This window comes from Bacteroides sp. AM10-21B (assembly GCF_003472565.1).
Lineage (GTDB): Bacteria > Bacteroidota > Bacteroidia > Bacteroidales > Bacteroidaceae > Bacteroides > Bacteroides propionicigenes.
Window position 1 is genome coordinate 320,706 of record NZ_QRME01000001.1, and the last position, 23,431, is coordinate 344,136.

14 protein-coding genes are annotated in these 23,431 nt (G+C 44.4%); 8 read left to right on the forward strand and 6 right to left on the reverse strand.

All coding sequences use genetic code 11. The features are described 5' to 3' along the window. Window positions 1–13: 13 nt before the first annotated feature. On the reverse strand, window positions 14–652 hold the full coding sequence (locus tag DW121_RS01240) for a DNA-binding protein (RefSeq protein ID WP_118322863.1): 639 nt from the start codon (window positions 650–652) through the stop codon (window positions 14–16). 332 nt (window positions 653–984) lie between these two features. Between DW121_RS01240 and DW121_RS01245 the strand changes: the two genes are divergently transcribed. From DW121_RS01245 to DW121_RS01255, 3 genes are all read left to right on the forward strand, one after another. Continuing rightward, entirely contained in the window at window positions 985–2,229 is a 1,245-nt protein-coding gene (locus DW121_RS01245; RefSeq protein ID WP_117711243.1) for a VapE domain-containing protein, read from the forward strand. A 225-nt stretch (window positions 2,230–2,454) separates the two neighbouring features. Beyond that, on the forward strand, window positions 2,455–5,682 hold the full coding sequence (locus DW121_RS01250) for a SusC/RagA family TonB-linked outer membrane protein (protein ID WP_118322864.1): 3,228 nt from the start codon (window positions 2,455–2,457) through the stop codon (window positions 5,680–5,682). A gap of 21 nt (window positions 5,683–5,703) precedes the next feature. Next, window positions 5,704–7,479, forward strand: a complete 1,776-nt coding sequence (locus DW121_RS01255; protein WP_118322865.1) for a RagB/SusD family nutrient uptake outer membrane protein — start codon at window positions 5,704–5,706, stop codon at window positions 7,477–7,479. Window positions 7,480–7,628: 149 nt separating this feature from the next. Here DW121_RS01255 and DW121_RS01260 read toward each other — a convergent pair whose 3' ends face one another. Continuing rightward, complete coding sequence (locus tag DW121_RS01260; RefSeq protein ID WP_118322866.1) at window positions 7,629–12,101, reverse strand: two-component regulator propeller domain-containing protein; 4,473 nt, start codon at window positions 12,099–12,101, stop codon at window positions 7,629–7,631. 78 nt (window positions 12,102–12,179) lie between these two features. Here DW121_RS01260 and DW121_RS01265 point away from each other — a divergent pair, with 78 nt between their 5' ends. Then, the gene (locus DW121_RS01265) at window positions 12,180–13,337 is read left to right on the forward strand and encodes a dienelactone hydrolase family protein (protein WP_118322867.1); all 1,158 of its coding nucleotides are present in this window, start codon (window positions 12,180–12,182) and stop codon (window positions 13,335–13,337) included. A 16-nt stretch (window positions 13,338–13,353) separates the two neighbouring features. Here DW121_RS01265 and DW121_RS01270 read toward each other — a convergent pair whose 3' ends face one another. Continuing rightward, window positions 13,354–14,673 (reverse strand): acetylxylan esterase, encoded by a 1,320-nt coding sequence (locus DW121_RS01270; RefSeq protein ID WP_117711097.1) that lies wholly within the window; start codon window positions 14,671–14,673, stop codon window positions 13,354–13,356. Window positions 14,674–14,683: 10 nt separating this feature from the next. After that, window positions 14,684–16,450 (reverse strand): pectinesterase family protein, encoded by a 1,767-nt coding sequence (locus DW121_RS01275; protein ID WP_118322868.1) that lies wholly within the window; start codon window positions 16,448–16,450, stop codon window positions 14,684–14,686. Between the two features lie 61 nt (window positions 16,451–16,511). On the opposite strand from DW121_RS01275, the gene DW121_RS01280 reads away from it, so the two are divergent. After that, window positions 16,512–16,862 carry a cupin domain-containing protein gene (locus DW121_RS01280; RefSeq protein WP_117711095.1) on the forward strand — a complete coding sequence of 117 codons (351 nt, stop codon included), beginning with the start codon at window positions 16,512–16,514 and terminating at the stop codon, window positions 16,860–16,862. Between the two features lie 9 nt (window positions 16,863–16,871). Here the strand turns inward: DW121_RS01280 and DW121_RS01285 are convergent, their stop codons facing one another. Both DW121_RS01285 and DW121_RS01290 read right to left on the reverse strand, forming a co-directional pair. Further along, window positions 16,872–17,840 (reverse strand): pectinesterase family protein, encoded by a 969-nt coding sequence (locus tag DW121_RS01285; RefSeq protein ID WP_118322869.1) that lies wholly within the window; start codon window positions 17,838–17,840, stop codon window positions 16,872–16,874. Further along, a complete protein-coding gene (locus DW121_RS01290) occupies window positions 17,840–19,066 on the reverse strand; it encodes a glycoside hydrolase family 105 protein (RefSeq protein WP_118322870.1) in 1,227 nt (408 codons plus the stop codon). Before DW121_RS01290 ends, DW121_RS01285 begins: the two co-directional genes overlap by 1 nt. 291 nt (window positions 19,067–19,357) lie before the next feature. On the opposite strand from DW121_RS01290, the gene DW121_RS01295 reads away from it, so the two are divergent. The 3 genes from DW121_RS01295 to DW121_RS01305 all read left to right on the forward strand — a co-directional run bounded on the left by DW121_RS01295 (window position 19,358) and on the right by DW121_RS01305 (window position 23,320). Further along, window positions 19,358–20,728, forward strand: coding sequence for a PTS galactitol transporter subunit IIC (locus DW121_RS01295; protein ID WP_117711092.1), 1,371 nt, complete (start codon window positions 19,358–19,360; stop codon window positions 20,726–20,728). A 52-nt stretch (window positions 20,729–20,780) separates the two neighbouring features. Beyond that, complete coding sequence (kduI, locus tag DW121_RS01300) at window positions 20,781–21,737, forward strand: 5-dehydro-4-deoxy-D-glucuronate isomerase (RefSeq protein WP_117711091.1); 957 nt, start codon at window positions 20,781–20,783, stop codon at window positions 21,735–21,737. A 143-nt stretch (window positions 21,738–21,880) separates the two neighbouring features. Further along, the gene (locus tag DW121_RS01305; RefSeq protein ID WP_117711090.1) at window positions 21,881–23,320 is read left to right on the forward strand and encodes an MFS transporter; all 1,440 of its coding nucleotides are present in this window, start codon (window positions 21,881–21,883) and stop codon (window positions 23,318–23,320) included. The last annotated feature ends 111 nt before the right edge of the window (window positions 23,321–23,431 follow it).

Here is a 23,431-nt window from a genome sequence, read left to right on the forward strand (position 1 = left end):
ACCCACATCAGCATCACTGCCTCACAATCCTGTCCCTGCTCACCCCGTAATATCCCGCCACAGGCACATACACAGGCTGTGTAGGTATTCCGATGTTCCGTATTTTGCCTTCCGTCCTCAGCCTTCGGATATGTTCCATCGCCTTCGACTTCATAAATCCGCATATCTGCTGGAAGTCCGCTCGCGTCATCAGCTGGTGGTCGGCGAAATACGTCCGCAAGCGCATATCTATTTCCACGTCCGACAGCTTACGGGAGTGTCCCTTATGCTTGATATTCTTAAGCTTCACAACCCCTATCTCGTTCTTCAATGCTTGGTCGGCACGAAACTTGATACCTTTCAGACGAACTTTCGTGTTTTTACGTTTCGTATCTGCCGTCACCTCCTCTACACATTTCAGCGTAGGATGGAAATAGCCTATCCCGTCCAAATGCACTTGGCGTCCGTCGCCCAACTCTTCGCCCAGTATATGCGACAAGGCATCGAGCACAGACGTTACATCCGTTTCCGTCAGTGAGCAACGTTCTTGAATCCTGCGCCTCACATAGTCCGTTCCTATCTTTCCATTGAGCGTAATGCGCGCATGGAGCTTTTTCTCGTCCGGTCGGTTCGGCGGTACCGGATTCTCGTACCATTCAAAATGAATTGCCATAGTGCAGTATTTATTTATACTGTGTAAAGTTAGTGTTTTCCCATGAGATAATCTATTATTCCTATAAGAATAAATGAATGCTGACTACTGCCAACAGACCTGTTGACAAATGTAAACAGATACGTTGACAGATATAAATAGACCTGTTTACTACTGTCAACATCCTATTTTACTACGAGGAAAAACAGGCTATCCTACGTTGAAAATAGAATAAAACAAGGGTTTGAGTTGTTCGGCGCTACAAGCGAAAATAGTACGGAAAAGGCTTGCAAAAGGAGGTTTGCCGATAGTAACTTCGTGACACAAAACAATTAATAAAAACAATTTGTATGATGGAAAACAGCATTATGAAATTTATCTCTTTCTTAATAAGAGATTGGAGAAACGGGCATCAAAGAAAATTCCTCGAACAAAAATCACCCGCCAAGCATCATCCGGTCAGCCTGACAGAGCAAGTGAACCGCTTTCTGCAAGTCACCTACGACTTTCGCTACAATATGCTGACAGAAGAAACCGAATACCGTCTCAGTGACAGCACACATGAAATATTCACACCGATAGGTAAGCGCGAACTGAACTCCCTGTGTCTTGAAGCCCATGCACAGGGTATCCTTTGTTGGGATAAAGACATCAGCCGCTATCTATTCTCTAAAAACGTACAAGAATATCATCCCTTCTTACTTTACTTCGACCGGCTCCCCGTTTGGGACGGCATTGACCGGATTGGCAAACTGGCACGCCGCATCTCTTCCGAGCCATTCTGGATAAACGGCTTCCACATATGGATGCTCGGACTGGCCGCACAATGGACCGGGAAAACCGGAAAGCATGCCAACAGTGTAGCTCCCCTTCTCGTCAGCACCCGGCAAGGCTGCCTGAAATCCACCTTCTGCAAAAGCTTGATGCCCGACAGCCTGTCCCGTTACTATTCGGATGAGGTAGAGCTCACCTCACGAAGCAATGTCACCCGCAAAATGTCGGAAATGGGACTGCTAAACCTCGACGAGTTCGACAAATACTCTATCGGAAAAATGCCCCTGCTCAAGAACCTGATGCAAATGGCAGACCTGAACCTATGCAAGGCATACCAAAGGAATTTTCGCAATCTGCCCCGCATCGCTTCTTTCATCGGCACAAGCAACCGCTTCGACCTGCTTTCCGATTCGACAGGCAGCCGCCGTTTTCTGTGCGTAGAGGTAAAGGAAAAAATAAATTGCAGCCACATCGAACATAAACAAATCTATGCACAGCTCAAACAGGAACTCTCGAATGGAGCCCGCTATTGGTTTACCGCCGAAGAAGAACAGGAACTGCAAGAACACAACCGTACGTTCCAACGTCGTAATATGACGGATGAAGTACTCTTTTCATGCTTTCGCCCTGCCACCGAAAAAGACACTAAGGAGATGGTTCATAATCTTTCTGCCGCCGATATATTCAAAGCATTGAAAAAACAGAATCCCGCTGCCATGCGAGGAGTAAATCCTAACAGTTTCGCGCAACTGCTATCTCCGGCTGGATTCGTACGCAAGCGCGGACGTTACGGTAACGTTTATCCGGTAGTGCAACTCGTCTGAACAATGGTTCCACCCGTAAAGTCCGATAAATAAAGGGATGCAGAAGTGTGTAAGGGGTGTCTTGCAAATCTGAGTTTCTCGTTAAAAATCAATTTTTCCACAAAGAATACCAAAAAATAATCTTCTATTTATTAACAATCTATTACGTTTGTGTTCGATAACAGAGGGAAACACCTCACAATAGATGTTAACCTTTTATATTTAATAACTATAAAAAACAAACTTATGGATTTAAAAAGACTTGCCAAAAGGGCATTAGCTACTCTGTCACTGAGTATGTTGTGTTTAGTCGCTTTTGCACAAGGTCGCCAGATTTCGGGTACTGTCATAGATGGTACGGGCGAACCTGTAATAGGTGCAAATGTATTGGAAGTAGGAACTACCAATGGTGTGATTACCGACATCGACGGTAAATTCAAACTTCAAGGCGTACAGCCCAACGCCAAAATTCAGGTATCATTTATCGGTTATATCTCGCAAACTGTTACTGTCGGCAACCAGAGTAACATCAAAGTCACGCTGAAAGAAGATGCGCAAGCATTGGACGAGGTAGTGGTTGTAGGTTACGGTACTATGAAGAAAACAGACGTAACGGGTTCTTTAGCCTCTGTTTCCTCTGATAAGTTGGCCGCTCGCGGTGCACTTCGTGTAGAAGACGCTTTGCAGGGTTCAGTTCCGGGTGTCAATATCACAGCAACCAACAGCCGTGCCAATGGTAAATTCAGTATGCAAATCCGCGGACAATCATCCATCAATAATTCAAGCGGACCTCTCTATGTAGTAGATGGCATGGTGGTTTCATCCATCGACTTCTTGAACTCCGAAGATATCGAACGTATCGACGTACTGAAAGATGCTTCTTCTACTGCTATCTACGGTTCCCGCGCTTCCGAAGGTGTAATTCTTATTACCACAAAGGGCGCAGGTGCAGGACAGAACAAGGCACAACCGGTAGAAATCACATACGATGGTTATTATGGCATCCGCAAGGTAGCCCGTATGCCGGAGTTTATGGAATCTACAGAATGGATGAACTACCGGTTCGCACGTTATACTACTACCAGTGGTCCTAACGCAGACGGTACTATCGACTATACCATTACGGACGGTGACCTGCAATCCGTATTCCAAAACGGAACAGACTGGAAAAACTCTCCCCTTCACGACAGATGGATGAGCAATGAAAGTTATGATTGGGCCGGTCAGGTTCTGCGCACTGCTTCCCAACAAAACCACTTCATTAGTGCCAGCGGCGCTTCTGAAAAAACGAACTATCGCTTAGGCGTAGGTTATCAAGGTGAAGAAAATGTATTCAAGAAAAACGACTACAACCGTTTCAACATCAAAGGTGCGTTCGACAGTAAACTGAACAAGGTGGTAGAAGCCGGTATGTCTGTCAATTTGGTTTATGACGTACAGAACGACTGGTTTACCGACGGTTCAAATACCTACTCCCCCTACAACAACGCATTCTGGTTTGCTCCCGTAGTTTCTCCTTGGGATGAAGACGGAAATTTACTCGCCATTCCGGCAAAAGTAGGAAAGATGTCTTTGACTTCCACGCCCTCGCCCCTCGTTGACTTTGAGATAGACGCATACGAAAATACGACTCGCAAATTCCATGTATTCGGTAATGCTTACTTGCGTTTCAACCTCATGGAAGGGCTGAAATTCACAACCACGTTCTCACCCAACTTCTACCACGGCCGTCAAGGTGTCTTCATGGGTACAGGTGTCTCTGAGAAATATCCACTGGGTACTGCTTGGTATCAGAAGAAGAAATACAACGAAGCCACTGTTACCAACACAGACCGTTTGGACTGGACTTGGGATAACCAGATTGACTTTACAAAAACGTTCGGAGACCACCGTATCGGCGCTATGGGATTATTCTCTCTGTATAAATCAGACAAAGAGCAATATACACAAGGCGTAACGGACATCTCGGATGACAAGCTCTCATTTTATGCTATGGGTAAAGGTTCCGGAACAAAAGATATCGCTTCTTCGTATACGGAATCATCATTGGTTTCTGTCGCTGCCCGTGTAAACTACGCCTATAAAGAACGCTATATGGCTACCGTAACCGTACGTACTGACGGTTCTTCACGCTTTGCCAAAAACAACCGTTGGGGCTGGTTCCCCTCCGCAGCTGTGGCATGGCGCGCTTCGGAAGAAGACTTCCTGAAAGACGTAGAATGGCTGGATAACCTGAAGCTACGCCTTTCTTACGGTATTACAGGTAACAACAATGTAGGTGATTATGTGACCAGCTCTTCAGCTGCCGGTCCGTCTTACGTAACCATCAACGGTAAAGAGTTACAAGGCTACTACCCCAACGGATTGGTAGACAAAAACCTTATTTGGGAGAAGATTAAAGAATTCAACTTCGGTTTGGACTTTGCCGTATTACAAAACCGCATCAACGTAACTGCTGACGCTTATCGCCGCTTATCCGACGGGCAGATTATGAAAGCCACCGTCCCCATCGAAACCGGTGAAAGCTCCATCACTACCAATATCGGTTCTGTACAAAACACCGGTATCGAATTAGGGTTGAATTTTGGCGTTATTCGCAACCAGAACTTCACTTGGGATGTAAACGTATCATTTGCACGCAACTGGAGCAAAATCAAGGAATTGCCAAACGGCGATGACATTTCCAAGAACTGGTTCATCGGCGAGCGGTTAAATGTATTGCGTGACTACACGCCTGCAGGCGTCATTACAGACAAGGGTGTAACAATGCATACCATCAATGGTGACCGCCATTACACTCTGCAAGAGGTTTACGACACATTCGGTCCCAAGAGCAAGAACAAATTGAAATGGTATGAAGGTCAAATGGCTGTAAACGATTGGAACGATGACGGAGTAATCAATGACGATGACAAACAAATCTTTGGCTGTACGGATCCCACTTGGACCGGAAGCTTGAGTTCGAGCATGGCATATAAAGGTTTTGATTTCTCTTTCATGCTTTACACCAAACAGGGACAATGGTCACGCAGCTACTTCCACGAACAATATATGGACTACAGCGACCGTGGCCGTCAAAAGATGAGTTTTGACTATTATATTCCTGCCGGTACTCCGGTACTTGATCCCGTGACCGGTGACGTGACTACACAAGCCACAACTCACTATGGCAGCTGTCCCTACCCCAATAATACAGACAAAACGGGCGGAAACTACTTCACTAAAAGCAGCACAGCCGTCAGATACCATAAGACCTCTTTCGTCAAGGTGAAAAACATTACATTGGGCTACACCTTCCCGAAACAATGGACCAGCAAACTTGCCATCAAGCACCTGCGTCTCTATGTCAATGTACTCAACCCCTTCTGCTTCACCGACTATGAAGGCTTCGACCCGGAATGGGCCAGCGCTTCATTGGTTGACGGCGGTCCGGCTTCCGTAACCTACCAAATCGGTGCAAATATCAAATTCTAAATCTATAAACATTCTAAAGATATGAAACCATATAAAAGATTACTATATGCAATGTGTATGGCAACTTCCATCACATTGACAGGATGCGACGACTTCCTGACTCCTGACAATAAAAGTTCTGTGACCGACATAGAGTACTTTGCCACAGCCGACGGTTTCCAGTCATTGGTTAATGACGCATACGGACAACTTGATGCCATATTCAACAGCAGCGATGTGACAACCTACTTCAACTCCGGCACAGATATGTATCAAGACGGACGTAAAGACAACGATGCAGCCTTGCACCGCTGGTCCAACTTCACCCCTGAAAACGGTATTGTGGAAGACTTCTATACTACTTGTTATGACGGTTTACGCTCTTGCCTTGCCATACAGTACTATGCCCCCAACGCCACAGTGAGTGACGAGATAAAGCAGAAAGCGATAGATGAAGGACGCTTTGTGGAATCATTGTTCTACTATCTGTTAGTGAACAACTATGGCGGTGTACCCCTGATTACCGAATATGCCAGTACAGCCGTCAAAGGCTATCCGAGAGCCACTGCCGAGGCTGTGTACAACCACATCATCAACACCTTGAAGGACATCATCAGTAACAACAAGTTAGTAGCCTCTTCAGCAACCAAAGGAGGCGGTGAAGCCAGTATAGAGGCAGCCAAAGCATTGCTTGCCAAGACCTATCTTTCCGCTGCATGGGATTTGAACAACAACTCTTACTTTACAGAAGCTGCCAAACTTGCCGATGAAGTGATTAACGGACGTTCATTGACAACAGAATTCGCCAAACTATGGGCGGCAGACCGTTCAGGGGACGATGACGCGGAATTCATCTTCGACGTGGAATATGACTACGAAACTGCACACGACCAAAATGTAGGTAACCGCTGGCAGTCCCTCTACTCCGGCTACTACGGTGGTTCGGAAGAAGGCATGAAAAATGGAGATTCCCGATACATCCCCTATATGCACACACTGAGATACTTTGAAAAAGGTGACAAACGTTATGATGCCACGTTCATGAAGACGTTGCTCGTAAAGAAATACTGGGGCGACAATGCCACAGGATTCAAAGAAGACGGAAAGCCCATCGGCGATTACTTTGCCTTCTATAGTAACGGAAACACTGCTCAAGGTAAAATGGTAGGCGTTTACTACCCCGCTTATTGGGAATGTGATGAAGCTTCCGTAGCCGCGTGGCGTAATGAAGATCCGACAAACCGCGCCCATGCTTTCATAATCCCGCAAAATGAGCTAACAGCTGGTATGGAGCCGATGAGTAATTATACGGAAGACTTAAAAGAATACCCCAACGGAATCATCACAAAGTATGACTTTGCCACAGCACAGCAATGGAGTTGGGCCGTAATGCCTTGCCGTAAATTCGATGACTCTGCCATAGCATCCTACGATGCCGGAAAGAGTTTTCGCGACCTGCACATAATCACACTTCCTGAAATGTTTTTTGTAGCTGCCGAGGCTTACTACAAGCTAAACGACCCGAAAGCCCTTGCCCGCTTGAACAGTGTCCGCAAACGTGCCGGTTTGCCTGATGCTCCCTCTGTTGATTTGGATGTTATTCTCAAAGAATCAGCTTGTGAAATGTATGGTAACGGTTATCGCAGAATGGACCTCCGCCGTATGGGCAAACTCATAGAGTACAATAATCTGTATAACCCGCATTTGAAAGGTTCTGCAGCTACCGCCATAGGTGAAAAATTATTATGGCCTATCCCGCAGGCTGCCATTGATGCCAATGAGCAACTGACTATGGAGGACCAGAATCCCGGATATTAATTGCGATTTTCGACTCTCATAGATAATCTTGATAAAGAAAGAGCACGGTCTGTAAATAAGATCGGGAGATTTTAAAACAGACATTCTTTGCAAGAAAGAGGGACACCACGAATATGGTGTCCCTCTATTTTTAGTTACGAAACAGCAGCTTATTTCAGCACCTTATCCCGATACTCGGTCGGTGTCATTCCCATTTTCTGTTTAAAGCATTTACTGAAATAACGCGGATCGTTGATACCCACCATATAGGAGATTTGCGTCATGGAGTACTCCCCTGTTTCTATCAGCTGGACAGCACGGTTGATACGCATTTCCTTGATGAACTCGATAGGTGCCAAACCGGTCAGGGTTTTCAGCTTCTTGAAGAAGACAGAACGGCTGACAGCCAGTTCCCGCACAAAATCATCTACTATCAAATCGCCATTATCCATGTTCTTCTCCATTAAATCAACGAGTTTGTCCATAAACTTACGGTCGTTGGGAGACATTGACGGGGATTTGTCTGTCTCAGAACCAGCTGTTACATTTTCTTCCGTTTGCTCACCGGGAACGGGCACAGCCACTCCCGCGGACATCAAATCCTGACGGTACAGCGTTTGTAACTTCTGCCGCTGGGCAAGCAAGTTCTTGACACGCGCCTTCAGGTAAGTAGCGCTGAATGGTTTCGTTATATAATCATCGGCCCCGTATTCCAACCCTTCCAGTTTGCTTTCAATGGAGGACTTCGCTGTAAGCAACACAATAGGAATATGACTGGTAGTCATATCGGCACGCAACTCACGGGTCATGGCTATACCGTCTTTCTCCGGCATCATCACGTCACTGATGATTATATCAGGCAGGAACTTCAAGGCTTTGCTCCAACCTTCCATACCATCGGCAGCCTCTACGATGCGGTACTTGGAGGAGAATATGCTCCGCAGGAATATACGTAACTCCGAATTGTCTTCTACCAAAAGCATCAGTCCTTTGGACGTTTCCACTTCTCCGTTGCCTTGTACTGTTTCTTCTGTTACCGATTGTGAGAAAACCGCTTCGTCCGTATCCTCCACTTGTTGCCGGTGAACTTCCAGACCGACCGTTACATCATCCTGCATAAATTCCACCGAATCATCATAATGTTCTTTACCCTTCTGAAAGTCTACCTTGAAACAACTGCCTTCGCCCAGTTTGCTGTCCACCGAAATCAGGGCCTTATGCATTTCCACTAATTCCTTCACCAATGACAAGCCGATACCCGTACTCGGATTAAACAGATTACGGTCTACCAGATTCTCAAAACGGACAAAGATGGACTTTTTCTTGTTCTCAGCAATGCCGATACCCTGATCCTGCACGCCAATGGAAACAGTATCCTCGTCTTCATGAATGAACATCTTAATCATCTTTCCATTGGGAGTATACTTGAAAGCATTGGAAAGCAGGTTGAAGATTATCTTTTCGTACTTATCGACATCCACCCACAGATAGAGTTCGGATTTCTCCGTCTCAAACAAGAAATCAATGTGATGCTCCTCGGCTACGGAATCAAAGTTTTCCATAATCTTACGAGTAAATGCCACCACCTCGATGCGTTGTACCTGCATTTTCATCTTCTTGTTCTGAATCTTCCGGAAATCCAATATCTGATTAATCAGGCGCAACATACGGTTTGTATTTCGCTCTACAACCTGCAGCTGTTCACGGGCATCCTCCGGCAACTGCGCATTGTTCAGCACATACTCCACCGGGCCGGATATCAAGGTCAAAGGAGTACGCAATTCATGCGAAATGTCCGTAAAGAAGCGCAGTTTCATGTTTGTCATTTGCTGTTCCACGGACACCTCATGCTTCAGACGATAGATTGTGAACAGAATATAGACAGCCGTCACAATAATCAGCACCACAAACAACACATACAAGAAATAGGCAAAAGGAGTTTCCCAAAAAGAAGGAAGTACCTCTATATCAAGCAGACGAGTATTTTCCGTCCACACACCCTCGGCATTGGTAGAACGAACCTTAAACACATAATGTCCTTTGGGCAGGTTGGTATAGGTAGCCATCCGTTGCTTGCCGACGTTATTCCATGACTTCTCAAAGCCTTCCAGAATATAGGCATACTGGATTTCAGCGGGCTCGGTATAGTCGAGCGCCGCAAACTGAATGGTGAAAATATTCTCTTCATGGGAGAGCTTCAACTCGCGGGTGTCATCCAGACTTTGTTGAAGCACAGAGTTTGCACCCGGAAGCACTTCTTCGTTCGATACCAATAATTTAGAAAGTACCAACGGCGGAATATAGGTACTCTTCCGGGTAATATCCGGATTGAAAAAGAAAATACCCTCACTCGTTCCATACATAAGATTCCCCCACGAAGTATAAACCGAAGCGGCTTCACTAAAGCGTATACGGAACGAACTATGCTCATCGGCGTAGTTCTCAAATCTTTCCTCTCCGGGAATGAACTTGCTGATACCGTTCTCCGTACTCATCCAAAGGTTGCCCTTATTATCCTCACAGATAGAAAGGAGGATGTCCGAGGGCAAGCCGTCATTGACACAATATGATTTGAACATCGCATTGCCGTCCGCATCTACAGACTGCAACTTGTTTAATCCGCCTCCAAAGGTGGCCAAATAGAGTTCTTTGTTACGGGTAGGCAGTATCCAATGTACATCATTGTTGCTCAAACTGTGTATATTATCCTGCACACGAAGATAATGATGGAATACGGCATCTTCGGGATTCTTGAAATCACCGTTTACCATCAGAGCCCCTATGGTGGTGGCAATCCATATATATCCCCGATGATCGCCTGTTATGAAACGCACCTTATGGCATTTGTCAATAGGGAAACCTTTCAGGTTGTTGCGATGACTGATAAATATCTCCTCACCTTCCCGATTGCGTGTCAGGTAATTGACACCGCCTCCGAAAGTAGCAACCCAGATACGCCCCTTGCTGTCCTCGTATACACAATATACATTATCGTCACTCAAACTATATATATCATCCTTCCGGTATTGATAGCGCGTCAGCTTATAGCGCATCTCGCCTTGGGGTTCCGCTTTTACAAGCCCCTCTCCCTTGGTGGCAATCCAAAGGTTGGCTTTGCTATCTTGATACACAAAATAGACATTCCCTTTCAAAGGTGTGCCCACACGGGATATGGTTCCCGCATCGGTCAAGTATCCGCGTTCGGAATGGTTCTTGTCATAGACACGTAGTTTCCCGTTCTTCAGCCCCACCCAAAGATTGTGTCCGGTGTCTTCACAAAGTGCACGTACCTCATTGCTCAAAGATTCATAGCGGTGAGGTTCCGGAGTTATCATACGGAACTGTGACGCCCGAAAAGTAATTTTCTCCAATCCCTTGGAATGCGTACACATCCACAGGTTGCCTTGCTTGTCAGAGAAAGCCGAATGAATCTTATTGGAGAACCGCCAGTTAGAGTCATGCAATCCGTTGTAGAAAGGCAGCAAGCGATTGCTCTCTCTGTCAAAACGCGAAAAGCCCCCTCCATAAGGATGCACCCATACGGTTCCATAAATATCTTCGTGCACATGAAAAGCCGGACGTGAACGGTCTGTACTGGTTGGCTCCACCGGTACCACTTCCGTTTTCAGCACTTTTGTTTTCGTGTTGAAGTGGGCAACAGTACCCGGTACTTCCTGTTCGAACCATATTTCCAAATGCCGGTCTATATGGACAGAACGGACTGCCGCCTTTGGAAGACGTGAGGCTTTATAATGCTCCCACCCCTGTGAAGGTACGTTATAAACAAAGAAACCGTCTGTTTCCGTTACGATTAAAATATCTTGTTCATCTATCTTTTTTATCTCCACAATCCGTGAAGATGCGGGCAACTGCAACAACACGAACTGTCCGTCCTTCTTTTGATAACGCCATACCCGCCCATGGTCTGAGCCAAAGAATATCTCATTTCCAAACTCTTGAGCCGCATAAAAATACTGTCCTTTCGTTTCTTCCTTCTGCGCTGTCTCCACAAAATAAGAAACAAGCTTGGAACTTCCTGCCGAAAGCATTCCCAACCCATTATCAGTCAGTATCCACTCGTTACCGGCATGGTCCTCATAAATATCATACACGCACATTGCCGGAAACAAACCCGATGTTTCGGAGTACCACTCCGAAGAAATACGGTAAGTAGACGGATCCGTCTTTACACGAACAGCTCCTTCATTTTCCGAAAGCAGCCACACAGAGCCGCATGGCAATACTTTTATTGAAGTTATGGCAATTCTACCCCCTTTTTCTTCCGTAGCAGGAACATGTTCAAAGACTTCGGAACGAGTATCAAAGCGATAGACTTGATTATCGTACGTCTGCAACCAAAGAAAACCATACTTATCCTCGTACATATGGTCCACACGGTTATTCGTCAAGTTTATCCGGTTATCAAATTTGGCTTTATAGGTTCTGAAAACATATCCGTTGAATTTATTGATACCGTCCCATGTAGCAAACCACATATTTCCTTTTCTGTCTTGCAGAATACTCATAACCGTATTCTGAGAAAGGCCTTCTTCGGACGAATAATGGGTAAACAGGCAGTCCGTTTGTGACTGAACCGACAATGCACACAGCAAACTTACAATCAGATATAAGATTCTCCTCATAATATATTCATTCTGTGGTGTAAAGATACATATTTTGTTGAAAAATCTTGTATCTTTGTTTTTATTTTAAATATTGGCATGAGACTATTTGTTATACTTTTTTTTACTTTTATTGCTGTAAATCAGAGCATAAAAGCACAAACAGATACAATAAGTTACGAGGTAATAAAGAATATGCCCGTTTTTTACGAGTACCTGAAGCAACAACTCACTTATCCCGAAGCATGGGGTAATTCGGGTACAAAAGATTTCGAGGCATGGAGGAGCCAAGCGCGCAATATAGTCATGGAGTGCATGCAAAATATGCCTCCCGCCCCCAAAGAGTACAATATGTCTGTTGCCGAAACGGAGCAACGTGCAGGATACGAAGCACGCAAAATATGGTTCAATATTTCGGAATGGTCCCGCATACCGGCTTATTTATTGGTTCCTGAAGGAAAGGGACCCTTTCCGGCTATCGTAATGCTGCATGATCATGGAGCCCACTTTTCCATTGGTAAAGAGAAAATGGTCCGTCCCTTTGGAGTATCACCTAAAATATCGGCTGATGCCGAGGATTGGGTAACACGTTGCTATGACGGACAGTATACAGGTGATTATTTCGCACTGAATGGTTATGTGGTATTATCTATTGATGCCTTATTTTGGGGAGAACGCGGACGCAAGGAAGGTGTAAGTTATGACGGACAACAGGCATTAGCCTCCAATTTTATGCAAATGGGAGCCTCTTGGGGGGCTTTCATCAACATAGACGATGTACGAAGCGCTGAGTTTTTAGCTTCCCTCCCAATGGTGGATAAGGAAAAGGTTGGTTGCTTGGGATTCTCCATGGGAGCTTACCGTTCGTGGATGTTGTCCGCTTTGACTGACTGCATAAAGGCATCCGCTTCCATCTGCTGGATGAATACAACAGAACATTTAATGACACTGACAAACAACCAGAATAAAGGAGGGTCAGCCTACTCCATGCTCATTCCCAACCTAAGACGTTATCTGGATTACCCACATACGGCAAGCATCGCTTGTCCGAAACCGGCCCTTTTCTTTAATGGAACCAAAGACAAGTTATTCCCGATAGAGGGAGTAAAAGACGCATATCGGACTATGCGCTCGGCATGGGAAAGTCAATATGCCGGTAGCAGGCTCGTAACCAAAATTTGGGAAGAAAAGCATTTCTTTAATAAAGAGATGCAAAGGGAGACACTGGATTTTTTTAATAAAGAAATGAGAAGATAGCGGTTAATACTAACCGCTATTTCAAATGCTTCTTTATCCAAACCAAATGCCCGTACTCCGTATCTTCGGATGTCCAATGCTCGTTAACAGGAGTAATTAGAGCTTCCTTAGGACAAGTCAGCACATTATATACAATATAACTGGTGGTAGGCGGACAGGTATCATCGTTGTACCCCCAAGTCAGGTAAGTGGGAGCTTTTATCCGGCGTGCAAAGTTGACTACATCATAATACGCCATTGTACTCAGTTTATCAGTTGTATCCATCCCCGCTACTCGGAAGAAGTGCGGATAACCGCCAGCTCTACCTGCCTTATATCCTGCCATATCACTTAGAGCCGGGTGATTGGCGACGCAAGCTGTCACCCGCTCATCCAACCCGGCAGTAATTAATGCCAAAGCTCCGCCTTGACTGCCGCCTTGTACAATAACATTTTTGCCGTCCCACTGCGGCAAAGAGGTCAGAAAATCAATACTGCGAACGCATGCCAGATAAACACGCTTCATGTAATAATTATCCTTATTGTCCAATCCGTTCGACAAATAGCCGTTTTCCCTGCCGTTGAAGGCATTGCTGATTTCCTTAAAATCCGATTCGGACATCTCCGGATTGAGCCCGTGTATTTCTATCTCGAAACGGATGCAACCCTGCTCTGCATAATATTTATGGCGGAGAGGAGCTTTGATTGTTTTGATACCTGCACCCGGAGGGCAAAGCACCACCGGGCAAGCACCCTTCTGCATATTTTTGGGACAGGTCAGATAGCCATAAATACATTGCCCGCGGCTGTTAAGCTGCAATTTAACCAAATAACAGTCTATCTTATCTGTAGAATATTTTTCAACCCGCTCTTTTGTATACGCCAAAGGAAAAGATGAAGCCTCCGATTTATTCTTCTCCCAGAAATCTTCAAAATCAGCCGGCATCTTCGTATAAGGTTGAAGCTTTTCGGGTGAGAAACCCACTTTTATATGATGCTTATAAATTTTGCCGCCAATAGTGGCTTGCAAACGGCAATCACGGAACCCGGGTTGCTTCATCGTACCGATAGCCACAACAGCTTTACCATTCTTCAACGTAACAGAACCTTTCGCATCCGAAGGCATCATATCGTTGCCAAGTTCATAGTCTACCTTTACACCGTCTTGCGGAATGCCGTATTGATAGAATTGCACTTCTACGGTAGCCTTTTCTCCCGTTTGATAAAGCCAATCGGCATGATTAGGCACAGTCACCCAAAGCACATCACTTCGATAAGGATAATTCTCCGCTACAACCGGCAATACAAGTCCAAAAAGCAGGATGATAATCCCCGATATTATTTTATTCTTTACCATTTTTTATCAATCAACGTTTTATGTTAACCAATGCATTACCGTTTGCAACCGGATTCCAACCATCGTTACCGGAAAGGACAGACTCTATTTCATATCCTTTTATATCTTTCAATTGACGTGAGAAGGTTGCGCGAGCTTTAGGATTAGCTCCCGGACCATAACTGTCATACTCAGCATAGAAAACTGTTTTCTCAGCATCTTTCTTGTTCCAATTATGCCAACCGGCAGGAAGAATATGCTTCCCTAAATCACAATGAATAAACACGGCTTGAGCAAAAGGACGCCACGGACGGGATAAATAAACATTTTTCACCTCTGCATCCGCAGTCAGCTTACAGTCGTAGAATACATAACCGTATTTCTGACCTTCATCCGTAGAAGGAGCTGTCACATACCCATCGCGCTTACTGTGGATATGGCAACGGTTGAATACCGCCGTAGACCATCCGAAAATAAAATCGACCGTACCTTCTATATAACAATCCTCATAGTATTGCCGCACTCCCTTTCCATAGGTGTAGAGTGTATCTTGGAAACCAAGAAAACGACAGTTCTTGAAATAAACACGATCGGCACTGATAAAACAAGCAACCGCCTGACCTACCGGACCTGATGTATTCTCAAATGTGATATTTTCGGTATAAAAGTCGGGTGCATAGATATAACAGGAAGATGAACCGGAAGTGCCTTTATTCTCACCAAAGATATTAGGTTTGTTAGCATAATCATCATATGATATGACAGCTCCCTCCTGACCTACCAGAGAGATATTAATCTTACTTTCAGGCACAATCAGTTTCTCCTTATATACACCCTTGCGCACCAATATCGTGGTACGTACATTTTTACGGAAATCGGGTACGGCATTAATGGCCTCCTGCACGGTAAAGAAATCACCGCTACCGTCTTGAGCTACCACAAAATCGTAATGACGGACATATTTTGCCAGTTCCGGTACAGCCTGTGCTATGGCATCTACTGTAATTCCGGCTATGACACGCGCACCATAGATATTCAGATGTGTATTGTCTTCGCGCCCTTTAGGCATAGCGGAAATCGTATTGGCAGGCACCCACATAAAAAGTTTTTTCGATTCTTCCGGTCCCAGCCCTTCCACCAAATCATGGGTAAGCTTGTTCATATCGATAAAAGGTACATCCAACTCTTTCGCCACATTACGCGGAGAATCCAGATAGGCTCCATGTGTATCAATCAGCTTGTCTCCTTCCTTCACATCGTTTTTCTGCGAGGCATCCCTCTTGGCATCAGGATTAACACCTTTGCGAATGTCATCTTGAAGCACTGCTTCCGCCACAGCTTTATTATCGGCTGTGCCGAAGTTGCGGCGCACAATAGAATTGAACAAAACGGGAATACCGCCCTTAGCACGAGTTTCACTGACAAACTTACGCAAGTTGGCATCGAAAGTTGTTCCCGGATCGGTATGACGGTCTGCTTTCGGTTTCTCATCGTTGTGTCCGAACTGGATAAAAACATAATCTCCTTCCTTTATTAGCGAAAGTACTTTATCCCAACGTCCTTCATCAATAAAGCTCTTGGAACTGCGCCCGTTCATAGCGTGATTATCCACTCGTATATCCTCAGAAAAGAAACCGGGTAATACGTGCCCCCACCCTCTTTCCGGATTACCGCCTACCAACGACTTATTGGCCATTGTAGAATCACCAATCATAAATATGGTGATTAGCGGCTTATCTGCCTTAAAAGCCGAACACAGAAAAAACGCCGCTAAAAGCAAAATCAATTTATTTTTCATGGTTTTTAAACTTATTATTTTAATGTCGTATATTTGCCAAAGTAAAATAATCCTTCACACAATGAAAAAGACAAGAAGCAATACATTTATCTTCGAAAATGAGAAAACATGGGAACCCGCCGGTGAAGGCGTCGTTCGGCAGATTTTGGGATATGACGGTCAGGTTATGCTCGTTAAAGTTAAATTTGAGCAAGGCGCAGTAGGTACACCGCACACTCATTATCACACCCAAACAACCTATGTGGCAAGCGGTAAATTCGAATTCACCGTCAATGGCGAAAAACAAATTGTTTCAGCTGGCGACGGCGTTTATATCGAACCGGATGCCGAACATGGCTGTACTTGTCTGGAAGCCGGTATACTTATCGACTGCTTTAGTCCTATGAGAACTGATTTCCTGAAAGAGATGTAAAATTCATAATCACATCTCTTTCCAATCACTGCACATCTGGAAAAGATAGCCCGAATCTTCATATCTTCCAACTTCCTTTTTTGTCAGTTGTTTGGCCCATTTTACCCGGTTCGTATTGCCAGCGCCTTCTCCCGTGCTGCCAAATTCAGCGTAACGGGCTGTCTTTTCATTTTCAGGATTGCGCCAGTTATCCCAGCCGGCTGGACAGATATGTTTTCCCAATTCACAATTGATGAATACAGTAGCCGCATACGGACGCCACGGGCGCCCCAAATAGACCTTATCCACCCCCGGTGCAGCAGTCAACTTGCAATTCTTAAAAACATATCCCACTTCAATGTCCTTCGGAGTGGATGCAGCCGTTATATATGAGTTGGATTTACTATGAATAGTGCAGTTGCGGAACAATGCCGTAGAAGGACCAAAGATAAAATCGGTAGTGCCTTCGATATAGCAATTCAGAAAATAAAGCCGAGTACCCTTCGCACCGGTATAGATAGTATCCTGATTTCCCAGAAAACGGCAATTGATAAAAGTCAGACGGTCACCTTCCGTATGGAGTGCAACAGCCTGCCCCAAACGTGCCGCATTATTCTCGATAGTCAAGTTCTTAAAAGTAATGGAACTCCCTTCTACCTTGAAAGTATATGTTCGGAAAGTTCCCATTTTATTTATATTGGCATGGTCGTCATAAGTGATAATCGTATTTTCTGCGTTTTCACCGATAAAATCGACGTTTTCCAACCAAGAAGGAAGAATGACCTTCTCTTTATATATGCCATTTTTAATCAGCACCGTCACTTTATAATCCATAAAAGCACGAACACCCTCCATTGCTTCGTTCAGCGTGCGATAGTCACCTGTACCGTCACGTGCAACAACAATCGTATCTTTCCACTGTTGCGCTGCCGACAAAGAACCGGCCCCACAAAGCAAAGCCATCAAAAAGCTGCATAATATTTTCATATCCGTCTTCATCACCACTTCTGATTAACGATTGCTTTTACATCTTGAAGACGCTCCCACTCCAACGATGCAAGAATAAAGGGACCTACGGCTTTAGGGTCGTTATTGCGGATGGTTTCATTGATATAATAATCATAATCTCCCGAACGATAGACCTTTCCCCCAAGTCCGGCTACGGCACAAGCCTTTGTTATACTGATTACTCCATCTTTATCCACTTCAATGAAGTTATCAATAATCCCTTTATACCCTTTGACAGCCACTTCCAAATAGGATTTATCAATATATCCCTTACGCACCCCTTTGAACAAAGAGTACACAAACATAGTGGAACAAGAAGACTCCAGATAATTGCCGGGTGCACCGCTCTTATCTAATACCTGATACCACAAACCTGTTTTAGTATCTTGCAAGCGTTTTACTTGAGAAGCTATTTTTTTGAAGATTATCAACATGGAGTCACGACCCGCCTCATGTTCCGGAATGAACTCAAGAGCATCTACAAAAGCCATAGCGTACCAGCCCATAGCACGTCCCCAACTGTGTTTGGATTGTCCCGTAACCGGATCGGCCCAACGTTCTTTACGACTTACATCGCAGGCATGGCGATATACATCATTTTTTGGATCGTAAGTATGACGAGCTGCCATTAGAAATTGATTGATGACATCCGCGTAATCGTTCACTTGATTATTGCGAAAAGCATATTCTGCATAGAAAGGAGCTCCCATATAAACGCCGTCCAGCCACACTTGGTTCGGATAAATCTTCTTATGCCAGAAACCTCCATCCGCATTTCGGGGATGTTCTTCGAGCTGGCTTCTCATCAAAGCAAGCGCTTTCTTATATTTTTCATCTTTTGTCTGTTCGTAAATTCGAAACATGAATTTCCCGGAATTTATACGGTCAAGACTGTATTCTTCACGTTTATACATTTTGATAGTTCCATCCGCATTTACCATAGTATCGGCATAAGCCAGTGCGTAGTCATAAATTTTCCGGTCACCGTAACGGTCATATACATCCAGCATAGATTGCAGTTCCAGTCCGTGGCAATAGTCCCACTTCAATCTCGGCTGAAAATCCAACTGCCAGGATTTCGGGCAACGAATCATCTCGGACTCCACCATACGCACCGACCAAGGCAAATCAGCGCTTACGCGTTGCGCAAACATACTCAGAGGAGAAAACAACAATAAACCGGATACAATAAAATTACAAATTAAACTCTTTTTCATGAAGTTGTTCTTTTTTGGTATTAGACCTTATTATTTTTCACGAAACAAAAGTAGAGGTTTCTTTCCAAACCTCTGTGCATTTTTTGGCGCAGAGGGTGCATTTTTTGATTTTCGTGTACGAAAACGAACAAATTTGTGCACGATAACGACAAATTTGTCCAAAATCGTCCTTATTTACTATTTATTATGCCTTTACAGTTTGATTAATAAGGAAAAGGTCTTATTTTTGACCCCGGTTTTTAATTCATACTATCGTAAAACATAATCATTTATCAATTAAATCACAAAAGAATGGAACAAGTTTTCGGTTACATCATCGCTTTGGGAGCGTCTGTAATGATGCCTATTATTTTTACAATTATAGGTATGTGCATCGGAATGAAATTTGGCAAGGCTCTGAAATCAGGTCTCTTCGTCGGAGTCGGATTCGTAGGTTTAGGTGTAGTCACCGCCCTACTGACAACAAATTTTGATACTCCCTTGAAAGCCATATCCGATTTGTATCACCTGCAACTGAATGTATTCGACATGGGTTGGCCCGCTGCTGCTGCCGTAGCTTATAATACTGCCGTCGGTGCCCTCATTATTCCTATTTGCTTAGGCGTTAACTTCTTGATGCTTATCACCAAAACCACACGTACTGTGAACATAGATTTGTGGAACTACTGGCACTTTGCTTTCATTGGCGCCGTGGCTTACTTTGTCACCGGTCAAAATTTGGCATGGGGCTACTTCGCCGCTATCATATGTTATGTCATCACATTAGTTTGCGCAGACCTCACTGCAGAGAAATTCCAAAAGTTCTATGATTTGGACGGAATTTCCATTCCCCAACCTTTCTGCCAAAGTTTCACACCGTTTGCCATAGTTATCAACAAAGCATTAGACAAAATCCCCGGTTTCTCCAAATTGGAAATTGATGCGGAAGGCATGAAGAAAAAGTTCGGCGTAATAGGCGAACCGTTAGTATTAGGAGTTATAGTGGGTATGCTGATAGGTTGGGCTGCACAACTTGACATTAAGAAAGTACTCTTCCTGGGTATCACAATGGGAGCCGTAATGGAACTTATTCCCCGTATTACCTCCTTGTTTATTGAAGGACTGAAGCCCATCTCCGAAAAGACTTCTGAATTGGTAAAAGCCAAGTTTAATGGCAAAAAAGTACATATCGGCATGAGCCCTGCATTGGTTATCGGTCATCCCGCCACATTGGTAGCATCGGTTATCCTGATTCCCGTTATTTTGGCGCTTGCCGTATTCCTGCCGGGTAACCAGTTTCTGCCATTAGCTTCACTTGCCGGTATGTTCTACCTCTTCCCTATGATCCTGCCCTTTACCAAAGGTAATGTATTGAAGACACTCATCATTGGTCTTATCACCCTGATATTAGGTCTGTATTTCGTGACCGATATGGCACCGGACTTTACATTGGCAGCCAATCAGGTATATGCAGAAACACACGATCCTACGGCACACATTCCCGAAGGTTTCGATGGTGGAGCTATTGACTTTGCAGCATCTTTCTTTGGATGGACTATATATAGAGGTATAAAACTCTCGTATGTAGGCGCTGCAATACTGGTTGTAATAGCAATCTCCATGATGCTTATTAACCGCCGCATCATCATCCGCAGCGAGAAAGCAGCTAAAGAGAACGCTTAAGTAAAAGAAATATCAATCACAGTATATTAATATTTAAAAGTTTATATCAGACATGAAAAAATTAGCAATTGCCCTGATGTTGGGTGTCGCCGCAATCTCGGCTTCCGCCCAAGTAAATTACACTGTGCAGACTGCATGTCATCCGTTAGACGTAAAGCACTATGACACCGAGCGTCTCCGTAGCGCCTTTATGATGAGTAAAGTAATGGCTCCGGATGAAATCAACGTTACTTACACTCTTTATGACCGTTTAATTTACGGAGGTGCAATGCCTGTAAATAAAGTATTGAAACTGGAAACTTTCCGCGAACTGGGTCCGGAAATCACATATTTCCTCGAACGTCGCGAATTGGGCGTTATCAACACCGGTGGTGACGGAGTAGTTACCGTAGACGGCAAAGAATACCCCATGAAATATAAAGAAGCACTCTACGTAGGTTGCGGCAACAAAGAAGTGACTTTCAAGAGCAACGATGCTACCAAACCCGCTAAATTCTATATCAATTCAGCTCCGGCTTACAAACCTTACGTTACTCAGTTGATTACAACCGATGCCAAACTCCAAAAGGCTAATCCCAAGAAATATGCTTTGGGTATCTCCGACCACTACGGAAAAATGGAAGACAGCAACGACCGTATTGTCAACCAACTGATTGTAAAAGACGTTTTGGAAAGAGTAAAAGACGGTGGTACAAACCAATTGCAAATGGGACTTACCGAACTCGCTCCCGGCTCTGTATGGAATACCATGCCTGCACATACTCACACACGCCGTATGGAAGCATATTATTACTTCAATCTGGCTCCGGGAAATGCAATCTGCCACTTAATGGGCGAACCGCAAGAAGAACGTCTCGTTTGGTTGCACAACGAACAAGCCATCACTTCTCCCGAATGGAGTATCCACGCAGCTGCAGGTACCAGTAACTATACCTTTATCTGGGGTATGGGAGGTGAAAACCTGAAATATAGCGATAAGGATGAAATCAAATATACAGATATGAAATAATATCTATAGATAAAGAAATTAGGCATGGCTGCTCGCAGCCATGCCTAATTTTGTCATTTTCTCCATGATTTCTACCAAATATTACACATACACATAGCCTTAGAACGCGTATTTTTGCAACATTAAATAATAAATCTATTATCATGAGTACAATTCAGAACACACTGGGCAAGATGACCAATTACCGTTGGACCATTTGCGCCATGTTATTCTTCGCGACAACAGTTAATTATCTCGACCGCCAGGTTTTATCACTTACCTGGGATGAATTTATTAAACCGGAATTTCATTGGGACGAATCACACTACGGTACAATTACAGCCGTTTTTTCATTTGTTTATGCAGCCTGTATGTTGTTTGCAGGCCGTTTTGTAGACTGGCTTGGATCTAAAAAAGGATATTTATGGGCCATTGGCGTATGGTCTTTGGGAGCTTGCCTCCATGCTTTCTGCGGTATTATTACAGAACATTTTGTAGGTCTGCACAGCGCCGCCGAGTTAATGGGTGCCACAGGTGACGTGGTTGTTACCATTGCCACAATCAGTATGTACTGTTTCCTTGCAGCACGATGCGTACTTGCATTAGGAGAAGCCGGAAACTTCCCTGCAGCTATCAAAGTTACAGCTGAATACTTCCCCAAAAAAGACCGCGCATACGCAACTTCCATCTTTAATGCGGGCGCTTCTATCGGAGCTTTAATTGCACCTCTATCCATTCCTCTGCTTGCAAAGGCTTGGGGTTGGGAAATGGCATTCATCGTAATCGGTGTGCTTGGTTTCATCTGGATGGGATTTTGGGTATTTATGTATACCGCACCGGCCAAGAGCAAGCACGTAAACAAAGCTGAATTGGAGTATATTGAACAAGACAACCATGAGGAAGGACAAGTAGAATCGCAAACGGAAGGAAAGAAAATGGGCTTCCTGCAATGCTTCGGCTACAAACAGACTTGGGCATTCGCTATCGGTAAATTCATGACTGACGGTGTATGGTGGTTCTTCTTGTTCTGGACTCCTTCCTATCTGAATACACAATTCGGTATCAAAACCTCCGACGGATTGGGTATAGCTTTGATTTTTACATTATATGCTATTACAATGCTTTCAATTTATGGTGGAAAGCTACCCAGTATCATTATTAAGAAAACAGGTTTAAATCCTTATGCAGCACGTATGCGTGCCATGTTGATTTTTGCATTCTTCCCACTATTGGTATTATTGGCTCAACCTTTGGGTACTATTTCTCCATGGTTTCCGGTTATATTGATTGGTATCGGCGGTGCAGCTCACCAATCATGGTCGGCTAACATATTCTCTACAGTAGGTGATATGTTTCCTAAGACTGCAATTGCAACGGTTACCGGTATTGGCGGTATGGCAGGCGGTATAGGCTGTATGGTACTGCAATACGTTGCCGGTGAACTTTTCGTTTATGCCGGAGAGACCAATATGGCATTTATAGGCTTTGAAGGAAAACCTGCCGGATACTTTGTTATTTTCTGTGTATGCGCTGTAGCATACCTGATTGGTTGGTGTATAATGAAGGCATTGGTTCCGAAGTACAAACCTATCGTACTGAACTGATATAAATTAAAGATATAAATACAAAAAAGCTCTTTCTCGCGAAAGAGCTTTTTTGTTCTCTTAGCAATCTATAATTTGTTATCAGATTAATAAGAGAGCAACTTTCAAGGC

Coding starts and splice junctions, on each gene's coding strand:
- DW121_RS01305 (WP_117711090.1), top strand. CDS start 21,881: ATGAGTACAATTCAGAACACACTGGGCAAGATGACCAATTACCGTTGG.
- DW121_RS01250 (WP_118322864.1), top strand. CDS start 2,455: ATGGATTTAAAAAGACTTGCCAAAAGGGCATTAGCTACTCTGTCACTG.
- DW121_RS01280 (WP_117711095.1), top strand. CDS start 16,512: ATGAAAAAGACAAGAAGCAATACATTTATCTTCGAAAATGAGAAAACA.
- DW121_RS01290 (WP_118322870.1), bottom strand. CDS start 19,066: ATGAAAAAGAGTTTAATTTGTAATTTTATTGTATCCGGTTTATTGTTG.
- DW121_RS01295 (WP_117711092.1), top strand. CDS start 19,358: ATGGAACAAGTTTTCGGTTACATCATCGCTTTGGGAGCGTCTGTAATG.
- DW121_RS01240 (WP_118322863.1), bottom strand. CDS start 652: ATGGCAATTCATTTTGAATGGTACGAGAATCCGGTACCGCCGAACCGA.
- DW121_RS01255 (WP_118322865.1), top strand. CDS start 5,704: ATGAAACCATATAAAAGATTACTATATGCAATGTGTATGGCAACTTCC.
- DW121_RS01275 (WP_118322868.1), bottom strand. CDS start 16,450: ATGAAAAATAAATTGATTTTGCTTTTAGCGGCGTTTTTTCTGTGTTCG.
- DW121_RS01245 (WP_117711243.1), top strand. CDS start 985: ATGGAAAACAGCATTATGAAATTTATCTCTTTCTTAATAAGAGATTGG.
- DW121_RS01270 (WP_117711097.1), bottom strand. CDS start 14,673: ATGGTAAAGAATAAAATAATATCGGGGATTATCATCCTGCTTTTTGGA.
- DW121_RS01260 (WP_118322866.1), bottom strand. CDS start 12,101: ATGAGGAGAATCTTATATCTGATTGTAAGTTTGCTGTGTGCATTGTCG.
- DW121_RS01285 (WP_118322869.1), bottom strand. CDS start 17,840: ATGAAGACGGATATGAAAATATTATGCAGCTTTTTGATGGCTTTGCTT.
- DW121_RS01265 (WP_118322867.1), top strand. CDS start 12,180: ATGAGACTATTTGTTATACTTTTTTTTACTTTTATTGCTGTAAATCAG.
- kduI (WP_117711091.1), top strand. CDS start 20,781: ATGAAAAAATTAGCAATTGCCCTGATGTTGGGTGTCGCCGCAATCTCG.